Genomic DNA, 16,379 nt, shown 5'->3' on the forward strand with positions numbered 1-16,379 from the left:
TTTATGTTAACAATGGTAGCGGCGGCGGCCGAAAATGACGCACTTGGCAAAGAGAACGACCTTGTATGGCATTTACCGGATGATTTTAAGCGTTTTAAGAAAATCACTTCGGGACATCATATTATTATGGGTCGTAAAACTTTTGAGTCGTTTCCAAAACTTCTGCCCAACCGTACACATGTTATTATTACCCGGAAAAAAGATTATCAGCCAGAAAATACCATAGTGGTGAATTCACTGGAAGATGCCTTGCAGGCTACCGGAAATGACGAGGAGGTTTTTGTAATTGGCGGAGGAGAAATTTATAAACTTGCCATAGAAAAGGCTGATAAAATTGAACTCACAAGAGTTCATGGGACTTTTGAAGCAGATACTTTTTTCCCAAATATCGACCCTGAAAAATGGCAAATATCTTCTGAAGAATTCCATCCAAAGGACGAGCGACACGAATACTCCTTTACCTATATTACCTATGAGCGCCGAAAGTAGATTTTCAGAAACTATAAATCAGGCGGGGGAAGAAAATGGATTTTCCGTAAAAAAAATCCAGCCCCTCACAGGCGGGGATATTAACGAAGTCTTTCTTATAGAAACCGGAACTTCAGAAAAGCTGGTTATAAAAATTAATAACAGCAATAAATATCCAGGCATGTTCGAGGCAGAAAAAGCGGGGCTTGATGAGCTACGGAATGCTGAAGTTATCGATGTTCCGGAAAGCCTCTATACTGGAGAAGTGCAGGATCAATCCTACCTGATATTGCGCCACATAGAATCAGCTGATAAAGCACCGGAATTCTGGGATACTTTTGGGGAACAAATGGCCGCTCTGCACAAGACAACCTCAGAAAAATTCGGTTTTGAAACAGACAATTATATTGGTAGTCTTCCGCAGTACAATAGTAATTGTAATTCAGCTTCAGAATTTTATATTTCACAGCGCCTGGAACCTCAGCTAGAAATGGCAAAAAATGCAGGTTACGACCTCGGAAATACCTCAATTTTCTTTAAAAACGTCTCACATTTAATTCCAAATGAGCCTCCCGCACTCATCCACGGCGACCTTTGGGGTGGAAATTATATTGTTAACGCTGAAGGCTCTCCCTGTCTCATAGATCCTGCTGTAGCCTATGCACCCCGGGAAATGGATCTTTCTATGATGAAGTTATTTGGAGGTTTTGACGCTGAATTATTTAAAAGCTACAACTCACATTTTCCTCTTGAGTCCGGTTTTGAAGAAAGAGTTCCGCTTTGGCAACTTTACTACCTTCTTGTTCACCTTAACATCTTTGGATTAGGTTACAAAAATTCTGTTGAAGGAATCATTCGCCGCTACTCTTAAATTTGCAATTCTTAACAGTAAGAAATTATCTTTTAGCAGTTTATTAGCTAGAATGATGAAACCTGCTTATTATCTTCAAACCTCACACTAAATTATTGAAAATGAGTACGAAGAATTTAGATCATAAAGAAGCAAAAGAAAAATTAATTGAACTGGTTGAGGATATCAAAACAGGATTTCTGGCAACCGGTTTAACAAAAAAACCTGTAAGTGCAATTCCTATGTCCACTAAGAAGGTTGATGACGAAGGGAATCTTTGGTTCCTAAGCAGCATGAACAGTGATCATAATGGAGATATTGCGCAGGATGCAGACGTGCAAATGCTCTATGCAAATAATTCTGATATGGAATTTATCAGCATCTTCGGAAAAGCATCTATTGTTACAGATAAAGAAATACTGGAGGATTTTTACTCCAAAGTAGATGATGCGTGGTTTTCAGGCTCTGATGACCCGAGCCTTTCTGCAATTAAAATTGTACCACAAGAAGCTTATTACTGGGATTCTAAACAGAATAAATATATCACCCTTTTTAAAATGGGACTCGCAGCCCTTGGTGGTGACCAACAGGATATAGGTGAAAAAGGAAAGCTTAATATTTAAGATAAAATACATCTTATGAAGGCCTCGTAATATTCCATTTATTATGAGGTCTTTTTTATTATGGCTATTTTAGCCTTCTAAAACCAAAATACATGAATGCATATATATTTCCTGGTCAGGGAGCACAATTTTCGGGAATGGGATTAGATCTTTACGAAAAATCTCCGGAGGCGCAGCGATTATTCGACAGTGCCAACAAAATCCTTGGATTTTCCATAACCGATATAATGTTTGAAGGTACTCCGGAAGATCTTAAAAAAACGCAGGTCACCCAGCCAGCGGTTTTCTTACATTCCGTTATTCTTAGTAAAGTTTTAGGAGAAAATTTTAAACCAGATATGGTGGCGGGACATTCCCTTGGAGAATTCTCTGCATTGGTGGCTAACGGAGTTTTAAGCTTTGAAGAAGGACTTAAGCTTGTCCACAAAAGAGCGCTGGCCATGCAAAAAGCCTGTGAATTAAAACCATCTACCATGGCAGCAGTACTAGGGCTGGAAGATGAAGTTGTGGAAGCGATTTGTGCAGATGTAGAAGGAATAGTTGTAGCTGCAAATTATAATTGCCCGGGGCAACTTGTAATTTCAGGAGAAGTAGACGCTGTGGAAAAGGCGTGTGAAGAACTTAAAGATAAAGGTGCTCGAAGGGCAATGGTCCTACCTGTAGGAGGCGCATTTCACTCTCCCTTAATGGAACCCGCAAGAAAAGAATTAGCTGATGCAATAGAAAAGTCGACCTTTAATAAGCCGACCTGTCCAATTTATCAGAATGTAAGCACTTTTGCAGTTACAGATCCTTCGGAAATTAAAAAGAACCTGGTTTTTCAATTGACTGCACCTGTAAAATGGACACAATCCGTTCAGAATATGATAAAAGACGGCGCAAAAACTTTTACTGAAGTTGGTCCTGGAAAAGTTCTACAGGGACTTGTAAAGAAAATCGACCGCAGCGCAGAAGTTAAATCGGGAGAGATCTAAAAAGTGGAAATTTCATAACTCAATATTTGGCACTTTTGAGAAGTAAAAAAGAAGGCACGAACAAAATAATGTTCGTGCCTTCTTTTTTACGCAGCCGCCGCTTTATACAAAATCGGCTTCTCCTTTTTATGAGTAAACAAAAATTGACCTATTTCAATTTCTTTTTAACCTCTACCTCTCTAAATGCTTCTACCACATCTCCTTCTTTAATATCATTGTAATTCTTTACCTGGAGACCACAATCATAACCTTTTGCAACTTCTTTTACGTCGTCTTTAAAACGTTTTAATGAAGACAGCTCTCCCGTATAAACTACTACTCCGTCGCGAATAAGCCTCACCCCGGCACTTCTAAAGATCTTCCCTGAAGTAACCATACAACCAGCGATTGTACCGATTTTAGAGATTTTAAAGGTCTCTCTGATTTCGGCAGTACCGGTAATCTCCTCTTTTAATTCAGGAGACAACATGCCCTCCATGGCATCCTTAAGATCATTAATAGCATCGTAGATAATGGAGTAAGTCCTGATATCTATCTCCTCCTTATCTGCAACCTGTCTTGCATTACCTGCAGGACGAACATTAAAGCCTATAATTACGGCGTCAGACGCTGAGGCCAGTAATACATCACTTTCAGTAATAGCTCCTACACCTTTATGTATAATATTGACCTGAATTTCTTCCGTAGAAAGTTTCTGGAAACTGTCTGTAAGTGCTTCTACAGAACCATCCACATCCCCCTTCAGGATTATATTCAATTCCTTGAAATCTCCAAGAGCAATCCTTCTTCCAATCTCGTCCAGTGTAATATGCCTTTGAGTTCGCACCGACTGTTCTCGTTGTAATTGAGTTCTCTTTGAAGCTATATCTTTCGCCTCCCTCTCATCGGTCATTACCTTAAACGTGTCACCGGCCTGCGGCGCACCGTCCAGACCAAGTATGGAAACCGGAGTAGAAGGCCCCGCTTCTTTAATCTCGTTTCCTCGCTCGTCGTGCATCGCTTTTATCTTACCACTATTTCTACCAGCAAGAACATAATCTCCTATCTTTAAAGTACCTGATTGTACCAGTATTGTAGAAATATAACCACGACCACGATCCAAATAAGCCTCGACCACAGTACCTACAGCAAGTTTATCAGGATTCGCCTGCAATTCCAGGATTTCGGCTTCAAGTAATACTTTTTCCAGCAATTCTTTCACACCCATTCCTGTCTTCGCAGAAATATCATGAGACTGGATTTTACCACCCCAATCTTCTACCAGCAGGTTCATACCTGCTAGTTTTTCTTTAATCTTTTCCGGATTTGCCGTTGGCAAATCAGACTTATTTATTGCAAATATTATTGGAACACCTGCAGCCTGTGCATGTGAAATTGCTTCTTTGGTCTGAGGCATCACATCATCATCTGCGGCGATTACGATAATTGCTATATCTGTTACTTTAGCACCCCTGGCCCTCATCGCGGTAAAAGCTTCGTGACCCGGTGTATCTAAAAAGGCAATTTTCTGCCCGCCTTCCAGTTGTACACCATATGCACCAATATGCTGAGTAATACCACCACTCTCACCGGCTATTACATTCTCCTTACGAACATAATCCAGCAGCGATGTTTTACCATGATCTACGTGGCCCATTACAGTAACGATTGGCGCCCTCGGTTTAAGATCCTCAGGGTTTTCTTCAATTACTACAGTACTTTCTTCTACATCTGCAGTTACAAATTCTACTTCGTATCCAAATTCGTCCGCAACTATAGACAAGGTCTCTGCATCCAATCTCTGATTCATAGTAACCATCATCCCTAGAGACATACAGGCAGAAATTACCTTGGTTACAGGAACATCCATCATGGTAGCAACCTCACTTACCGTAACAAACTCTGTCACTTTAAGCGTTTTGCTCTCAAGCTCCTGTTGTGCAAGATCTTCTTCTGAACGTTGACGGTGCTGATCTCTTTTACCTCTTCTATATTTCGCCCCTTTACCTTTTCCAGATTTACCCTGAAGCTTCTCAAGCGTTTCACGCACTTGTTTTTGTACTTCTTCCTCGCTAGGCTCCTCCTTGGTTAAAGGTCTTGAGCGCGGTTTTGAACCACGACCTTTTCTTGCGGCTCCACCCGCTCCAGATGCTCCCGCTCCCGGTTTAGGATCTTTACTTATTCTACGACGACGTTTTTTACGCTTCTCCTTTTCCTCGGCAGCTTTTTTGTCATCTTTTTTCTTCTCAGGCTTTTTGAACTTAGAGAGATCGATTTTCTGCCCGGTGAAATTTGGACCATCCAGCTTTGCGTAATTCGTTTTCAAAGTACTGGATTCTTCCTCTTTCTTCTCCTCTTGTTGCCCTTCCTCTTTCTTCGTCTCCTGTTCTTCCTTCTTCTTTTCCTCCTGAGGTTTTGCTTCTTCTATAGGCTTAGGCTTTTCTTCTTTAGGGGGCTGCGGAGTCTCTTCCACGGTTTCTTTTGCAGTTTCCGGTTTAACTTCTTCTACTGCCGGAGTCTCTTTTTCCTGTGGCTGCTCAGGTTTTACAGATTCCTCTTTTTCCGCTTCTTTTTCTTTTTCCTTTAAAGGTTCCTCAGGTTTTTTATCAAGATCTATTTTCCCAACCTTTTTTGGCCCGGAAAGTTTCGCTCTTCCTGAAACAACTTCTTCTACCTTCTTCTCTTCAGCTTTACGCTTTTCCTCCAACTCCCTTTCGCGAGCTAAACGAATTTCTTCCTTCTCCTTCTTTTTCTCTTCTCCTACTTCCTTGGAAGCCACTTTCTTGCTCTTATCAGTTTGAAACTCATCAAAGAGTACCTGGTAAGTTTCAGGAGAGATCTTGGTAGTAGGACGTGCCTCAATGTCGTGACCCTGGGAATTTAAAAATTCCACAGCCCGATCCAACGAAATATTGAATTCACGTAATACCTTGTTTAATCGCATTGTTTTTGCTTCAGCCATAAATTGCCCTCTAAATTAACCTCTTTTTGTTTATTATAAAAAATCTAAATCCAGACCATTACTCTTCAAATTCGTCACGTAATACCTGGAAAACCTGTCTTATTGTTTCTTCTTCAAGATCTGTACGACGCACAAGGTCTTCCAAATCCTGTTCCAAAACGCTTTTTGCAGTATCTAAACCAATTTTAGAAAATTCTTTTATTACCCAATCTTCAATTTCATCGGTAAATTCGCTCAACTCAACATCTTCCTCAACACCTTCTCTAAAAACGTCTATTTCAAAACCAGTTAATTGGCCTGCAAGTCTAATATTATGACCTCCTCTACCAATAGCCTTAGAAACTTCTTCTGGCCGCAAGATAACCTCTGCTCTTTTATTTTCTTCATCTAATTTAATAGAAGTAATCTTGGCAGGACTTAAAGCTCTTGTGATAAACAACTGGTCATTGTTAGTGTAATTGATAACATCTATATTCTCATTACCTAATTCACGCACAATACTGTGGATTCTTGATCCTTTCATACCTACACAAGCTCCAACAGGATCTATTCTGTCGTCATAAGAGTCTACTGCTACTTTTGCTTTTTCACCTGGCACTCTCACCACTTTTTTAATGGTAATAAGACCATCAAAAACCTCCGGAATTTCCTGCTCAAATAACTTCTCAAGAAAACCGGGTGCTGTACGAGACATTATAATAGTGGGCTTATTCCCTTTAAGCTCTACACTCTCTATAACCCCTCTTACATTTTCTCCTTTTCTGAAAAAATCTGAAGGTATTTGCCTGTCTTTTGGTAATACAATCTCATTACCTTCGTCATCCAGCAAAATTATTGCACGATGTCTTATATGATGAACCTCTGCATTGTATATTTCACCCTCAAGCTCTTTAAATTGCTTGTAAATATTGGTGTTATCGTGCTCGTGGATTTTCGAAATAAGGTTTTGACGCAAGGCAAGAATTGCCCTTCGTCCTAAATCCTTAAGCTTTACTTCTTCAGAAACATCTTCCCCAACTTCAAAATCCGGCTCTATCCTGCGCGCTTCGCTTAAAGAAATTTCCTGGTTAGAATCTTCAACCTCTCCATCTGCCACCACTACACGATTCCTCCATATCTCAAGATCCCCCTTATCAGGATTTACAATAATATCAAAATTATCATCTTCTCCATATTTCTTTTTTAAAGCATTCCTAAAAACATCTTCTAAGATCGACATCAAGGTGACTCGATCTATTAATTTATCATCCTTAAATTCTGAAAATGATTCTATCAGGGCGATATTTTCCATATCAATTTTTAATTAAAATGTTATCATAACTTTAGCTTCTACAATAGCCGAATATGGCAGCACAGCTTCTTTCTCTACTGTATGCTTCCCTTTACCAACTGGTTTTGGCTCCCGGGCTTTCCAATTCAAGCTTATTTCTTCTTCATTTGCATCGGTTAAAGTTGCTTCGATTTTTTCCTCGGCGGTTTTCACCTGCAATGTCCTTCCTATGTTTTTTTTGTATTGGCGGGGCAAGCTCAATGGCTCCGAAACTCCTGAAGAAGTAACTTCTAGGGAAAAATCTTCTTCTTCCCTGTCCAGGTTGTGTTCCACACTCCGGCTGATTTCTATACAATCATTAACCGAAATCCCCTGATCACCATCAATCACTACTCTAATTTGATTATTGCTGTTTATTTCAAGGCTGATTAAAAATAAAGATTTATTTTCTTCAAATGCCTCATCCAGCAACTTTTCTACTCTCTCCTGCAACATAATGGTTATAAAAAGAGGGGACTTTACGTCCCCTCGCTGTACTTTTTAGTTTCAACGATGCAAATATAATAATTAATTCTGAGATAGAAAACAGCTGCGCAAATGATAATTTATTAGTAAATTTATGATAATAAGCATATTCCAATCCCTTTATATCATGAAAAAGATCTTAGTACCAACCGATTTTTCTGACCAAGCCGAAAACGCATTAAAGGTTGCAGCAAAGCTGGCAAAAAGATTCAACAGCGAGGTTCATCTATTGCATGTTTTGGAACTACCGTTGGAATTGATAGATCCTGTGCAGGGGCATTCCAGCCGAAACCTGCCGGAATCAATTTTCTTTATGAAACTGGCACACCAGCGGTTTTCAAAACTCCTTAAAGCACCTTTTCTGAAAGGTATTGAGGTTTATGAAAATGTTCAGTTTAACGAGGCCTACAAGGGAATCCTGGAACATAGCGATAAGAACGAATTTGACCTAATTGTGATGGGTTCCTATGGCGCCAGTGGTTTTCAGGAAATGTTTATTGGATCCAATACAGAGAAAATAGTGAGACATTCAACTACCCCGGTACTTGTTATCAAGAAAACTGCAGAAGAGTTTTATATTAAAGAGTTCGTTTTCGCTACAGATGCTGAACCTGTCAATAAACATACGCTACAAAAGGCTTCAGAGTTTGCCACTCTATTAGGGGCTAATTTGCATTTACTCTACATAAATACTCCCAATAACTTCAGATCATCAAAAGAGGTTCAGGATCAAATAAAAGTCTTTACCGAAGGGCAAAATGATATTGTACTCAAAAGTTATATTTATAACGATATTACAGTAGAAAAAGGTATAATGAATTTTGCTGCAGAAATTAATGCCGACCTAATGGGAATAAGTACTCATGGCCGCAAAGGAATTGCGCATTTCTTTAATGGAAGCATAAGCGAAGATCTTGTAAATAACGCAAATCGCCCTGTGATCACTTTCAGAATTTAGATAAGAGTCTTAATTGCACCTTCTTTAATAAAAATCCACAAATAATTCCAGAACGATTTTTTCTTATCTCTTGTCACCTCTACATCTTTATACTGCCTTTCCTCACTAGTTGTACCGTCCATAACAAAATTAGCTATTGCAGATAAGAAATTATTCTTTTCTGTGCCATCGTCCTTGAGAACCTCAACCTTAAAATCATTATAAGAAAGCTTCATATCTCCACTTCCCGCGTCATCATCACCGGAAAAATTAAACTGCATATCTTCAATAGACCCGGTTGTTGAAACATTCATTGCAGGCTTTAAAAATTCATCAATTTCAGCGCTTGCCATTGCTCCCATATTTCCAGAGATCTGGAACCTGTCCTCACGATCACTTACATCAAACTCCCAATGCACCTTTAACGGTGCTTTTTCAAAAATAAGGCTTTGAACATCTATTTCGGTCTTTGGAAAATCAGGTTCCTCCATTCCGATATTGGTAAAATTATAGATGGTAGCATCCAAATTGGAAAGATCAAGAGACCCGGGAGGACGGGAAGCTCGCGCTCGCTCTTCATATAAAACATACCCATCTTTAAGCACAATGCTGTCAAATTTTATCTTAATCGGTAAATTTCTGATGGTTTGACTATACAGTGATTTCTGCCTGGGATCATCTGGCGGTGTTTTATCCCGGTAAACCTCCAGGTTGGGCTGGTTAATCTCCATATATGGGTTACGAAGGTGCAGTGTATCATTCTCCATAGACCAGGTTAGGTTTTCCAGTTGAATATTAGAAAATGCAAAATTGTAACGATCCTTTTCATAAGGAATATGCTGCTGATGCTCCTCTTTATCGAAGTTTGGCAACATCTTTAAAGCTACTACCTCAAAATGCCCATTTTCGGCATTTATTTCTTTAGCCGTTAGGATATGCAATTCATCTAATTGAAAGTATAGTGTATCGTTCTGAAAATTATAGCCTTCAAACTTAAAAGGAACAGGAGCTTTAAGTGTATTTTGATCAATTTTCACCTTCTGAAGGGCGATTTTGCTGAATTTCGAGAACAATTTACTTTCAGAATCCTCCTGAAGAATTTGAACTTCAGCATTTGTCAATTTCACATTCTCTATTAACACCTTTTTCTTAAAATCTGAGCCTCCCTCTGAAGGCTTCTTAGCCACAGTATCTTTTTTACCATTATCGATCAGAAAACGAGGATCAGTGATCGAAAGCTCCTCTATCTCAATATTTCCGTTGCGCAGATAGTTAATTATACTAATACCATCCAGGTTAACAGCAGAGGCTTCGAGAGTTTTTTCAGCAAGATTTAGCTTTATCTGCTTTACTTCAACAGAACCTCCAAGTAAATTCACATCCAGCTCTTCATAAGAACCTCCTGCTTCTTTTAATCTGGAGTCCAGCGTATTTTTTAATTTATTTTCAGCAATCAGGTTAATAATTACCAGAATGATGCCCAGTAAAATTACAGAGCCGATGCCTATAAGAATTTTTCGAGATATCTTCAAAGAGAAAAAATTAGTTAAAACAATGTACAATTAAAATCAATTTTGTCGAATCCTTTTGCCATAATTTAACGGAAAAACTAATCCCTTTATCACCAAGCTGTTAAATTTTAGTCAAACTAAAAGAACATTGACAGGATCAAAGTTTTTTGATTGTATCTTTGGAACAAAACCCACTTGTACCCATGTTAATTAAGCTAAGTGTAAAGATTGTATTTGTAGCTTTAGAACTCTTTCTGGGATTCTATAGCATGGTCCTTAGCGATAGTCTCCTTGTAAAATTTATCTTTTTTGCAGTAACAGCCGTTATGATAGCTTTTATCGTGACGAAACTTATAGACAAATTACTCCCTGCAGACAAAGATTATATTTCCGGGGAACAGACTGAAAATGGCGAATAGCTAAAGTAGCATCTGAATTTTTTACAGAGATATTCATCCGGTGAGTGACTTCCACCGGATTTTTTATTTTTACAGCTAAGATAAAAAACAGCATGAAGATTACCTGTATTTCTGACACCCACGGTAAACACAGCGAATTGACTTTACCCACTGCCGACGTTCTTGTTCACGCCGGAGATTGCACGGAAGCAGGCACAAAAAAGGAAACTCTGGATTTTTTGAACTGGTTTTCCTGTCAGGACCATGAGCACAAAGTTTTTATAGCAGGCAACCATGACTATTTTCTTGAAAAAAATCAGAAACAGCTGGATTTTCTTCCTGCAAACATCCATTATCTTAATGACAGCGGAATAAAAATTGGAAAATTTAATTTTTGGGGATCACCTGTCACCCCCGGTAACTCAAACTGGGCTTTTGAAAGAGCCAGGGGAAAAAGCATAAGAAAACACTGGGAAAAAATTCCAGAAAATACAGATGTGCTTATCACACACACCCCTCCTTATAAAATAATGGATATCCTTGACAATGGAACAGCAATAGGTTGCGAGGAATTACAGAGGTACGTAAATACCATAGAGCCACAGCTTCATATATTTGGACATATACATAATTCTTATGGCTCTGTAAGAACAAAAAAGACGCTCTTTATAAACTCTTCTTGTTTGGATGGAAGGTATAGAAATATCAATGTCCCCATAACATATTCTGTTGAAGACTCTTAATAAGAAATTAAACGAAACTGTAAACGAGTTAAATATTTACTAACTAGAGTATTATTAGACTTTTTTTAACACCAAATATCCTTTGTCATAGTAACTTAGCACCCACAAGAAGATTAACTAACTAAAAGAAAGATTTTTATGGAGAACAGCTATACACCTACAGAGCTGATAGATGAGGTCAAAAATCTTATTTCATTCAGCATATCAAACCTGGATGCAGAGAAATCTAATTTTACAATTATGCACAGGGCTATAATTAAAAAGTATTTTGAAGCTAAAAATGTAAAAATAGATTACGAGAAACAAATGGTTACAATGCAGATTCCAGTCGGAAGAAAGAAATATACTAATATAACTTTCGACTGTCAGGATCTTGAGCGTTTTCTTAAAGCGTGCCTTAAGGACGACAAAAAGAACGTTTACTTTTATAAAGAATTGCTATCGCACTACAACTTAATTGTAGCCGCCTAAAACAAAAAACTTCAGTCTCTACTGAAGTTTTTTGTTTTATATCCTTAAAGCGATCTTTCTGCTTCAGTTTTATAATTTTATTCCCTTACTCCTCTTCCAGTGTTCTGGCTATATTCACTATCTGAGCCACATCCACCGGTTTACTTAGAAAACCACATACTTCAGGATAAGACTTTGCCTTCGTGTAATCTGATTGTGCTATCGAAGATGTGACAATATAAATTCTTGTTTCCTTTTCAAAGCCGGAGCGTTTTTTCCGCATTTCTTCTATAAACTGCCATCCGTTTATTCCAGGCATATTAATATCCAGTAAAATAAGGTCTGGTAAAGAGTGAGCCAAATTCTGGAATGATTCCAGAGCATCTTGTGCATTATAAAAGCTCTGCCTTTTAGCAAACACATCGGCTTTACCAATCACCCTTTTCATGATCATCTGGTAAATCTCGTCATCATCTATTACGCAAATTTTCTTTTCCACCTTCATTACTACACTAGCTAATAAATAAAAAATTCTCTACCACCGTATATCGCCATCGGAAAAGCAATAATGCGAAGAGTACAAAGCACCTCTATTATACAAATTGAAATAATACCATTTGTGTTTATGCCTATGATGGAGCAGGCGACCAAAACGGAGTTTGCTAAAATTTAATCGGGCGAAGATAAGGAAATTTACAGTACCTCTATAATCTTTACTGCTCTCCCCACAATTCTTATTTAATTTTCTACCACAACCTTTTTCTAAAGTTTTATTTCAAAAAATACTGAATGCTGATAATTGTCATAATTCAGTACGCACTCCCACCCCATCTTTGTAATATAATTAAAAACAAGAATTATGAAGACCTCAAAACAAATTTTAATGGCACTGGGAAGCCTGATAATATTTTTCTCAGCACAAACTGTACTTTCTCAAAATTATAGCGTAAACAAGAATGCCTCCAGCATGAAGATAGAAGGAACTTCCAATATTCATGATTGGGAAATAATAGCAGAAGATTTTAAAGGAAATCTGAATGCAGAAATGAAGGATGGCCAACTTGTCGATATCTCCGCATTAAATTTTACTGTGGTGGCAGAGAGCCTTAAAAGTGGTAAAGGAGGAATGGACAAGAACACTTATAAAGCGTTAAAGACAGACCAAAATAAAGCAATTACATACCAGCTTAACAAGGTAAAAAAGATAGACTGTACTTCTAAAAGCAAGTGTATAGTTTCAACCTCTGGCTACCTGAAGATAGCGGGCACAAAAAAACCCATTGACATGGTTTTTAATGCAGAAATAAACGGAAACCACATAAGCTTAAGCGGAAATCAAACTTTACAAATGACCAACTTTAATGTAGACCCTCCCACTGCAATGTTCGGGACCATTACTACAGGAGATGAGGTAAAAATTAACTTTCAAATTACTTTTTCAAAATAACTACAAATCAATTATAAAATTAAAACTCGATCAAAATGAAAAATCTAATCAAATATTCAGGTATCGCCTTATTCATGGCAATGGGTCTTCAGTCACAAGCGCAAGATGTAGATGTCCTGGTTGTAGAAGAAGATGAACAAACCACACTTTGGGACAGAAGTCTTCCTAACTATAGATATCCCGATCAACGCGGTATTAGCACTTTCGAACCAAATAAAGATGTGGTGTATGGAGATTTCGAAGGTGTACAAGTAAGACTGGGTGGAGCTTTCGCACTACAATTCCAGGGACTTGATCAGGAAAATGCATCTGGAGCTCCAGATCTTCATGAATTGGGAAGTGACTTTAACCTTGCTACTGCCAACATGACCTTTGACATTCTTCTTGCTAAAGGAGTAAGAGTTCACCTTAACACATACCTTTCTTCTCAGCACCACCCGGAAGCTTATGTAAAAGGAGGGTACCTACAGGTAGATAACCTGGACTTTATAAGCGAAGGATTGGCTTCAGGGTTAATGGAACACCTGCGAGTTAAATTTGGTCACATGGAAAATAATTATGGTGATGCACACTTTAGAAGAAGTGACAACGCGATGGCTCTTTACAACCCATTTGTTGGTAACTACCTGATGGATAGTTTTACTACAGAAGTTGGTGGAGAATTGTACTACTTCAACGAAGGATGGTTAGGTATGGTTGGGTTTACCAACGGTAAATTAAACCAGTCTACAGTAGGTGAAGGACACACCAGCCCCTCTCTTCTGGGGAAAATTGGATACGACAAACAACTTTCTGAAGACTTTAGGTTTAGACTTACAGGATCTGTATTCCACAGTGCTCACAATAATGGAAGAGGTATTTACCTTTACAGCGGTGACCGTGCAGGATCAAGATATTACAACGTAATGAACGGTCCTGATGGTGGCGACAGTTTTAGAGCTGGTAGAATTAATCCAGACCTTAAAAACGAAATGACCGCTTTTATGATCAACCCATTCATTAAAGTTGGTGGTCTTGAGTTCTTTGGAATCTACGAAAATGCATCTGGTAAATATGCATCTGAAAAAGATGAGAGAACCTGGAACCAATATGCAGGAGAACTTATCTACCGCTTTGGTAAAACTGAAAACTTCTACGTAGGTGGGCGTTATAATACGGTAAACGGAGAGCTCGCTTCTGGTGAAGATGTTTCAGTAAATCGTCTCAACCTTGGAGGTGGCTGGTTCATGACTAAAAATATTCTTACAAAAATCGAATACGTGAACCAGGACTATAATGACTATCCTACGGGAGATATTCATAACGGCGGATCATTTAATGGATTTAACGTAGAGGCAGTAATTAGCTTCTAAAATAAAAATTGTTTGAATTAGCCAAAAGAGCGGGGGAATCAAGCATTCTCCCGCTTTTTATTTAAAAACTAAAATCCCGTAAAAATGAAAAATGTTCTGCTCATTGTTACCGTACTGTTCTTTGGTGCATTTACAAGTGCACAGAATAGCTTTCAAAACAAAACCGTAAAAATTCTTCCTAAAAGTAAACTGAAAATTACCGGAGACACCAATATAAAATCATTCGACTGTGTTTTTGATATGAAGTTTCTTCAAAAGGAATATCCCATAGAATACATCACAGATGAACCTAATCACGTAAGGTTTAAAAATGCTGTTCTTGGTCTTAATACAAAAGGATTCGACTGCGGAAACGGACCTATAAATAGTGACTTCCACAAGTTAATCCAGTCAGAAAAATACCCCCACATCCTGATAGAGTTGCTGGAAATACGCCGCCAGCAGGAAGGCTCTGCCAACGCTGTGGTTAATATTACCATCGCCGAAACAAGAAAAGAGCATACCTTCCCTGTAGAATTCAGTAAAGGTGAGGTTTCAAATATCAGTGGGATATTAATGCTGGATATTAAAGACTTTAAACTTGAGCCTCCTAAAAAACTGTTCGGAATGATCGTGGTAAAAGACGACATCGAAATCAACTTTAATCTGAAGGTTAAAAAATGACAGAATGAAAAAGGACGAACTGCATAATATTTCAACCGACAAAGCAGTATCCTGCGTGAAATCTGGTGACCGTATATTCTTTCAAGGTGCTGCAATGACAACTAATATTTTAATTGATGCTTTATGCGACCACTACAGAGTTGAAGAAAGTAGAACATGAATTTCATTCGCGGGGCATCCTTATCTAAAGGTGGGAAAGCTATTATCGCCTTACCTTCTATGACCAATAAAGGAGTTTCCAAGATTGTACCTTTTCTAAAGTTAGGCGCTGGAGTAACCACTACCAGGGCTCGCGTACACTACATAGTGACCGAATTTAGCGTCGTAAATTTCTTCGGAAAATTACCTGAAACAACGTGCAAAAGCTCTTATCTCCATTGCTCATCCAAATCACCGGGAAGCGCTAAAAAAAGCTACTTTTAAGATGATTTATTAAGTGAAATAGTTACCTCTCCCCGTCACAAAACTGCATCAAAACCTTTATAATTACGGGGTAATCCGTAAATTTAAGGGAGACACAAAAACATTTGCTATGAAAAGTAATTTTAAGGAAATCATCAACTCAGACAAACCTGTGCTAATAGATTTTTATGCCGATTGGTGCGGGCCGTGCAAAACGCTTGCTCCTATTTTAAAGGACGCCAAAGAAGCCCTGGGTGAAAAAGTGAAAATTGTAAAAATTGATGTGGACAAAAATGAAACCCTTGCCGGCAAATACCAGGTACGAGGTGTACCTACAATGATTCTTTTTAAAGATGGCGAACAACTCTGGAGACAATCTGGAGTATTGCCAAAAGACGAAATTATAAGGATAGTAGAGTCTCATTCTTAATTTTGCAGCCTGGATCCAAAAATGGCAAATATCGCCTTAATATGATCTTTATCATATATTAGGCAGGACTTTAGTGATAATTTTACACCATAATTAAAAGTAAAATATCATGAAACTATACCAAAACTTACTTGCCGATTTCGAAGAAACCTATTACGCTTATATGTCTGCCGGAATTATCGTATCCAGCTGTCTAGGTTCTATTGCCGCTATGATGATATTGATGCAGGGACACGCTTTGATCAATATGATTGAGTTATTTTTTGTTGTAGTGGTAGCAATGGGTTACAATGCTGCTGTATTAGCTCAATTAAAACCTAAATTCGTACTTAATTCTTTTATACTAAGCATAGTGGTAAGCACAATTCTTATCGCGATAAATGTACCGTTATAAT

The 16,379-nt window shown here is 38.3% G+C and carries 19 protein-coding genes and 1 pseudogene; 15 read left to right on the forward strand and 5 right to left on the reverse strand.

Going from position 1 to position 16,379, the window contains the following annotated elements; genetic code table 11:
• Nucleotides 1–3: 3 nt before the first annotated feature.
• The 4 genes from RM541_RS02020 to fabD all read left to right on the forward strand — a co-directional run bounded on the left by RM541_RS02020 (nt 4) and on the right by fabD (nt 2,915).
• Complete coding sequence (locus tag RM541_RS02020) at nt 4–489, forward strand: dihydrofolate reductase (protein ID WP_311498555.1); 486 nt, start codon at nt 4–6, stop codon at nt 487–489.
• Complete coding sequence (locus tag RM541_RS02025) at nt 473–1,339, forward strand: fructosamine kinase family protein (RefSeq protein ID WP_311498556.1); 867 nt, start codon at nt 473–475, stop codon at nt 1,337–1,339. The genes RM541_RS02020 and RM541_RS02025 overlap by 17 nt, the downstream gene beginning before the upstream one ends.
• Nucleotides 1,340–1,440: 101 nt before the next feature.
• A complete protein-coding gene (locus tag RM541_RS02030; protein WP_311498557.1) occupies nt 1,441–1,941 on the forward strand; it encodes a pyridoxamine 5'-phosphate oxidase family protein in 501 nt (166 codons plus the stop codon).
• Nucleotides 1,942–2,033: 92 nt separating this feature from the next.
• Nucleotides 2,034–2,915 carry an ACP S-malonyltransferase gene (gene fabD / locus RM541_RS02035; protein WP_311498558.1) on the forward strand — a complete coding sequence of 294 codons (882 nt, stop codon included), beginning with the start codon at nt 2,034–2,036 and terminating at the stop codon, nt 2,913–2,915.
• A gap of 148 nt (nt 2,916–3,063) precedes the next feature.
• On the opposite strand, the gene infB is transcribed toward fabD, so the two are convergent.
• Genes infB through rimP form a run of 3 tightly spaced genes read right to left on the reverse strand, consistent with a single transcriptional unit; the run spans nt 3,064 to nt 7,621 of the window.
• Nucleotides 3,064–5,856, reverse strand: a complete 2,793-nt coding sequence (infB, locus tag RM541_RS02040; protein ID WP_311498559.1) for a translation initiation factor IF-2 — start codon at nt 5,854–5,856, stop codon at nt 3,064–3,066.
• 58 nt (nt 5,857–5,914) lie between these two features.
• The gene (gene nusA / locus RM541_RS02045) at nt 5,915–7,147 is read right to left on the reverse strand and encodes a transcription termination factor NusA (protein WP_311495120.1); all 1,233 of its coding nucleotides are present in this window, start codon (nt 7,145–7,147) and stop codon (nt 5,915–5,917) included.
• A 12-nt stretch (nt 7,148–7,159) separates the two neighbouring features.
• Nucleotides 7,160–7,621: a ribosome assembly cofactor RimP gene (rimP, locus tag RM541_RS02050; RefSeq protein ID WP_311498560.1), complete on the reverse strand. Its 462-nt coding sequence runs from the start codon at nt 7,619–7,621 to the stop codon at nt 7,160–7,162.
• A gap of 157 nt (nt 7,622–7,778) precedes the next feature.
• Here rimP and RM541_RS02055 point away from each other — a divergent pair, with 157 nt between their 5' ends.
• Complete coding sequence (locus RM541_RS02055; protein WP_311498561.1) at nt 7,779–8,609, forward strand: universal stress protein; 831 nt, start codon at nt 7,779–7,781, stop codon at nt 8,607–8,609.
• On the opposite strand, the gene RM541_RS02060 is transcribed toward RM541_RS02055, so the two are convergent.
• On the reverse strand, nt 8,606–10,120 hold the full coding sequence (locus RM541_RS02060) for a hypothetical protein (protein WP_311498562.1): 1,515 nt from the start codon (nt 10,118–10,120) through the stop codon (nt 8,606–8,608). The two genes, RM541_RS02055 and RM541_RS02060, sit on opposite strands and share 4 nt — an antisense overlap.
• A 182-nt stretch (nt 10,121–10,302) precedes the next feature.
• Here RM541_RS02060 and RM541_RS02065 point away from each other — a divergent pair, with 182 nt between their 5' ends.
• The 3 genes from RM541_RS02065 to RM541_RS02075 all read left to right on the forward strand — a co-directional run bounded on the left by RM541_RS02065 (nt 10,303) and on the right by RM541_RS02075 (nt 11,711).
• On the forward strand, nt 10,303–10,518 hold the full coding sequence (locus RM541_RS02065) for a hypothetical protein (RefSeq protein ID WP_311498563.1): 216 nt from the start codon (nt 10,303–10,305) through the stop codon (nt 10,516–10,518).
• A 92-nt stretch (nt 10,519–10,610) separates the two neighbouring features.
• On the forward strand, nt 10,611–11,240 hold the full coding sequence (locus RM541_RS02070) for a metallophosphatase domain-containing protein (protein ID WP_311498564.1): 630 nt from the start codon (nt 10,611–10,613) through the stop codon (nt 11,238–11,240).
• Between the two features lie 138 nt (nt 11,241–11,378).
• Complete coding sequence (locus RM541_RS02075; protein WP_311498565.1) at nt 11,379–11,711, forward strand: hypothetical protein; 333 nt, start codon at nt 11,379–11,381, stop codon at nt 11,709–11,711.
• A gap of 85 nt (nt 11,712–11,796) precedes the next feature.
• Here RM541_RS02075 and RM541_RS02080 read toward each other — a convergent pair whose 3' ends face one another.
• The gene (locus RM541_RS02080) at nt 11,797–12,195 is read right to left on the reverse strand and encodes a response regulator (RefSeq protein WP_311498566.1); all 399 of its coding nucleotides are present in this window, start codon (nt 12,193–12,195) and stop codon (nt 11,797–11,799) included.
• A gap of 354 nt (nt 12,196–12,549) precedes the next feature.
• Here RM541_RS02080 and RM541_RS02085 point away from each other — a divergent pair, with 354 nt between their 5' ends.
• The 7 genes and pseudogenes from RM541_RS02085 (at nt 12,550) to RM541_RS02115 (ending at nt 16,378) form a co-directional block, all read left to right on the forward strand.
• Nucleotides 12,550–13,137: a YceI family protein gene (locus RM541_RS02085; RefSeq protein WP_311498567.1), complete on the forward strand. Its 588-nt coding sequence runs from the start codon at nt 12,550–12,552 to the stop codon at nt 13,135–13,137.
• 35 nt (nt 13,138–13,172) lie between these two features.
• Entirely contained in the window at nt 13,173–14,489 is a 1,317-nt protein-coding gene (locus tag RM541_RS02090) for a hypothetical protein (RefSeq protein ID WP_311498568.1), read from the forward strand.
• A gap of 84 nt (nt 14,490–14,573) precedes the next feature.
• Nucleotides 14,574–15,152, forward strand: a complete 579-nt coding sequence (locus tag RM541_RS02095) for a YceI family protein (RefSeq protein ID WP_311498569.1) — start codon at nt 14,574–14,576, stop codon at nt 15,150–15,152.
• A gap of 4 nt (nt 15,153–15,156) precedes the next feature.
• Nucleotides 15,157–15,312: a hypothetical protein gene (locus RM541_RS02100; protein ID WP_311498570.1), complete on the forward strand. Its 156-nt coding sequence runs from the start codon at nt 15,157–15,159 to the stop codon at nt 15,310–15,312.
• A pseudogene (locus RM541_RS02105) lies at nt 15,309–15,588 on the forward strand (acetyl-CoA hydrolase/transferase C-terminal domain-containing protein); the annotation flags it as partial. The gene RM541_RS02100 and the pseudogene RM541_RS02105, both read left to right, overlap by 4 nt.
• Nucleotides 15,589–15,684: 96 nt before the next feature.
• Nucleotides 15,685–15,984, forward strand: a complete 300-nt coding sequence (trxA, locus tag RM541_RS02110; protein WP_311498571.1) for a thioredoxin — start codon at nt 15,685–15,687, stop codon at nt 15,982–15,984.
• A gap of 109 nt (nt 15,985–16,093) precedes the next feature.
• Nucleotides 16,094–16,378 carry a hypothetical protein gene (locus tag RM541_RS02115; RefSeq protein WP_311498572.1) on the forward strand — a complete coding sequence of 95 codons (285 nt, stop codon included), beginning with the start codon at nt 16,094–16,096 and terminating at the stop codon, nt 16,376–16,378.
• The last annotated feature ends 1 nt before the right edge of the window (nt 16,379 follow it).

Source organism: Autumnicola psychrophila (genome assembly GCF_031846645.1).
Lineage (GTDB): Bacteria > Bacteroidota > Bacteroidia > Flavobacteriales > Flavobacteriaceae > Autumnicola > Autumnicola psychrophila.

Coding starts and splice junctions, on each gene's coding strand:
- RM541_RS02020 (WP_311498555.1), top strand. CDS start 4: ATGTTAACAATGGTAGCGGCGGCGGCCGAAAATGACGCACTTGGCAAA.
- RM541_RS02025 (WP_311498556.1), top strand. CDS start 473: ATGAGCGCCGAAAGTAGATTTTCAGAAACTATAAATCAGGCGGGGGAA.
- RM541_RS02030 (WP_311498557.1), top strand. CDS start 1,441: ATGAGTACGAAGAATTTAGATCATAAAGAAGCAAAAGAAAAATTAATT.
- fabD (WP_311498558.1), top strand. CDS start 2,034: ATGAATGCATATATATTTCCTGGTCAGGGAGCACAATTTTCGGGAATG.
- infB (WP_311498559.1), bottom strand. CDS start 5,856: ATGGCTGAAGCAAAAACAATGCGATTAAACAAGGTATTACGTGAATTC.
- nusA (WP_311495120.1), bottom strand. CDS start 7,147: ATGGAAAATATCGCCCTGATAGAATCATTTTCAGAATTTAAGGATGAT.
- rimP (WP_311498560.1), bottom strand. CDS start 7,621: ATGTTGCAGGAGAGAGTAGAAAAGTTGCTGGATGAGGCATTTGAAGAA.
- RM541_RS02055 (WP_311498561.1), top strand. CDS start 7,779: ATGAAAAAGATCTTAGTACCAACCGATTTTTCTGACCAAGCCGAAAAC.
- RM541_RS02065 (WP_311498563.1), top strand. CDS start 10,303: ATGTTAATTAAGCTAAGTGTAAAGATTGTATTTGTAGCTTTAGAACTC.
- RM541_RS02070 (WP_311498564.1), top strand. CDS start 10,611: ATGAAGATTACCTGTATTTCTGACACCCACGGTAAACACAGCGAATTG.
- RM541_RS02075 (WP_311498565.1), top strand. CDS start 11,379: ATGGAGAACAGCTATACACCTACAGAGCTGATAGATGAGGTCAAAAAT.
- RM541_RS02080 (WP_311498566.1), bottom strand. CDS start 12,195: ATGAAGGTGGAAAAGAAAATTTGCGTAATAGATGATGACGAGATTTAC.
- RM541_RS02085 (WP_311498567.1), top strand. CDS start 12,550: ATGAAGACCTCAAAACAAATTTTAATGGCACTGGGAAGCCTGATAATA.
- RM541_RS02090 (WP_311498568.1), top strand. CDS start 13,173: ATGAAAAATCTAATCAAATATTCAGGTATCGCCTTATTCATGGCAATG.
- RM541_RS02095 (WP_311498569.1), top strand. CDS start 14,574: ATGAAAAATGTTCTGCTCATTGTTACCGTACTGTTCTTTGGTGCATTT.
- RM541_RS02100 (WP_311498570.1), top strand. CDS start 15,157: ATGAAAAAGGACGAACTGCATAATATTTCAACCGACAAAGCAGTATCC.
- trxA (WP_311498571.1), top strand. CDS start 15,685: ATGAAAAGTAATTTTAAGGAAATCATCAACTCAGACAAACCTGTGCTA.
- RM541_RS02115 (WP_311498572.1), top strand. CDS start 16,094: ATGAAACTATACCAAAACTTACTTGCCGATTTCGAAGAAACCTATTAC.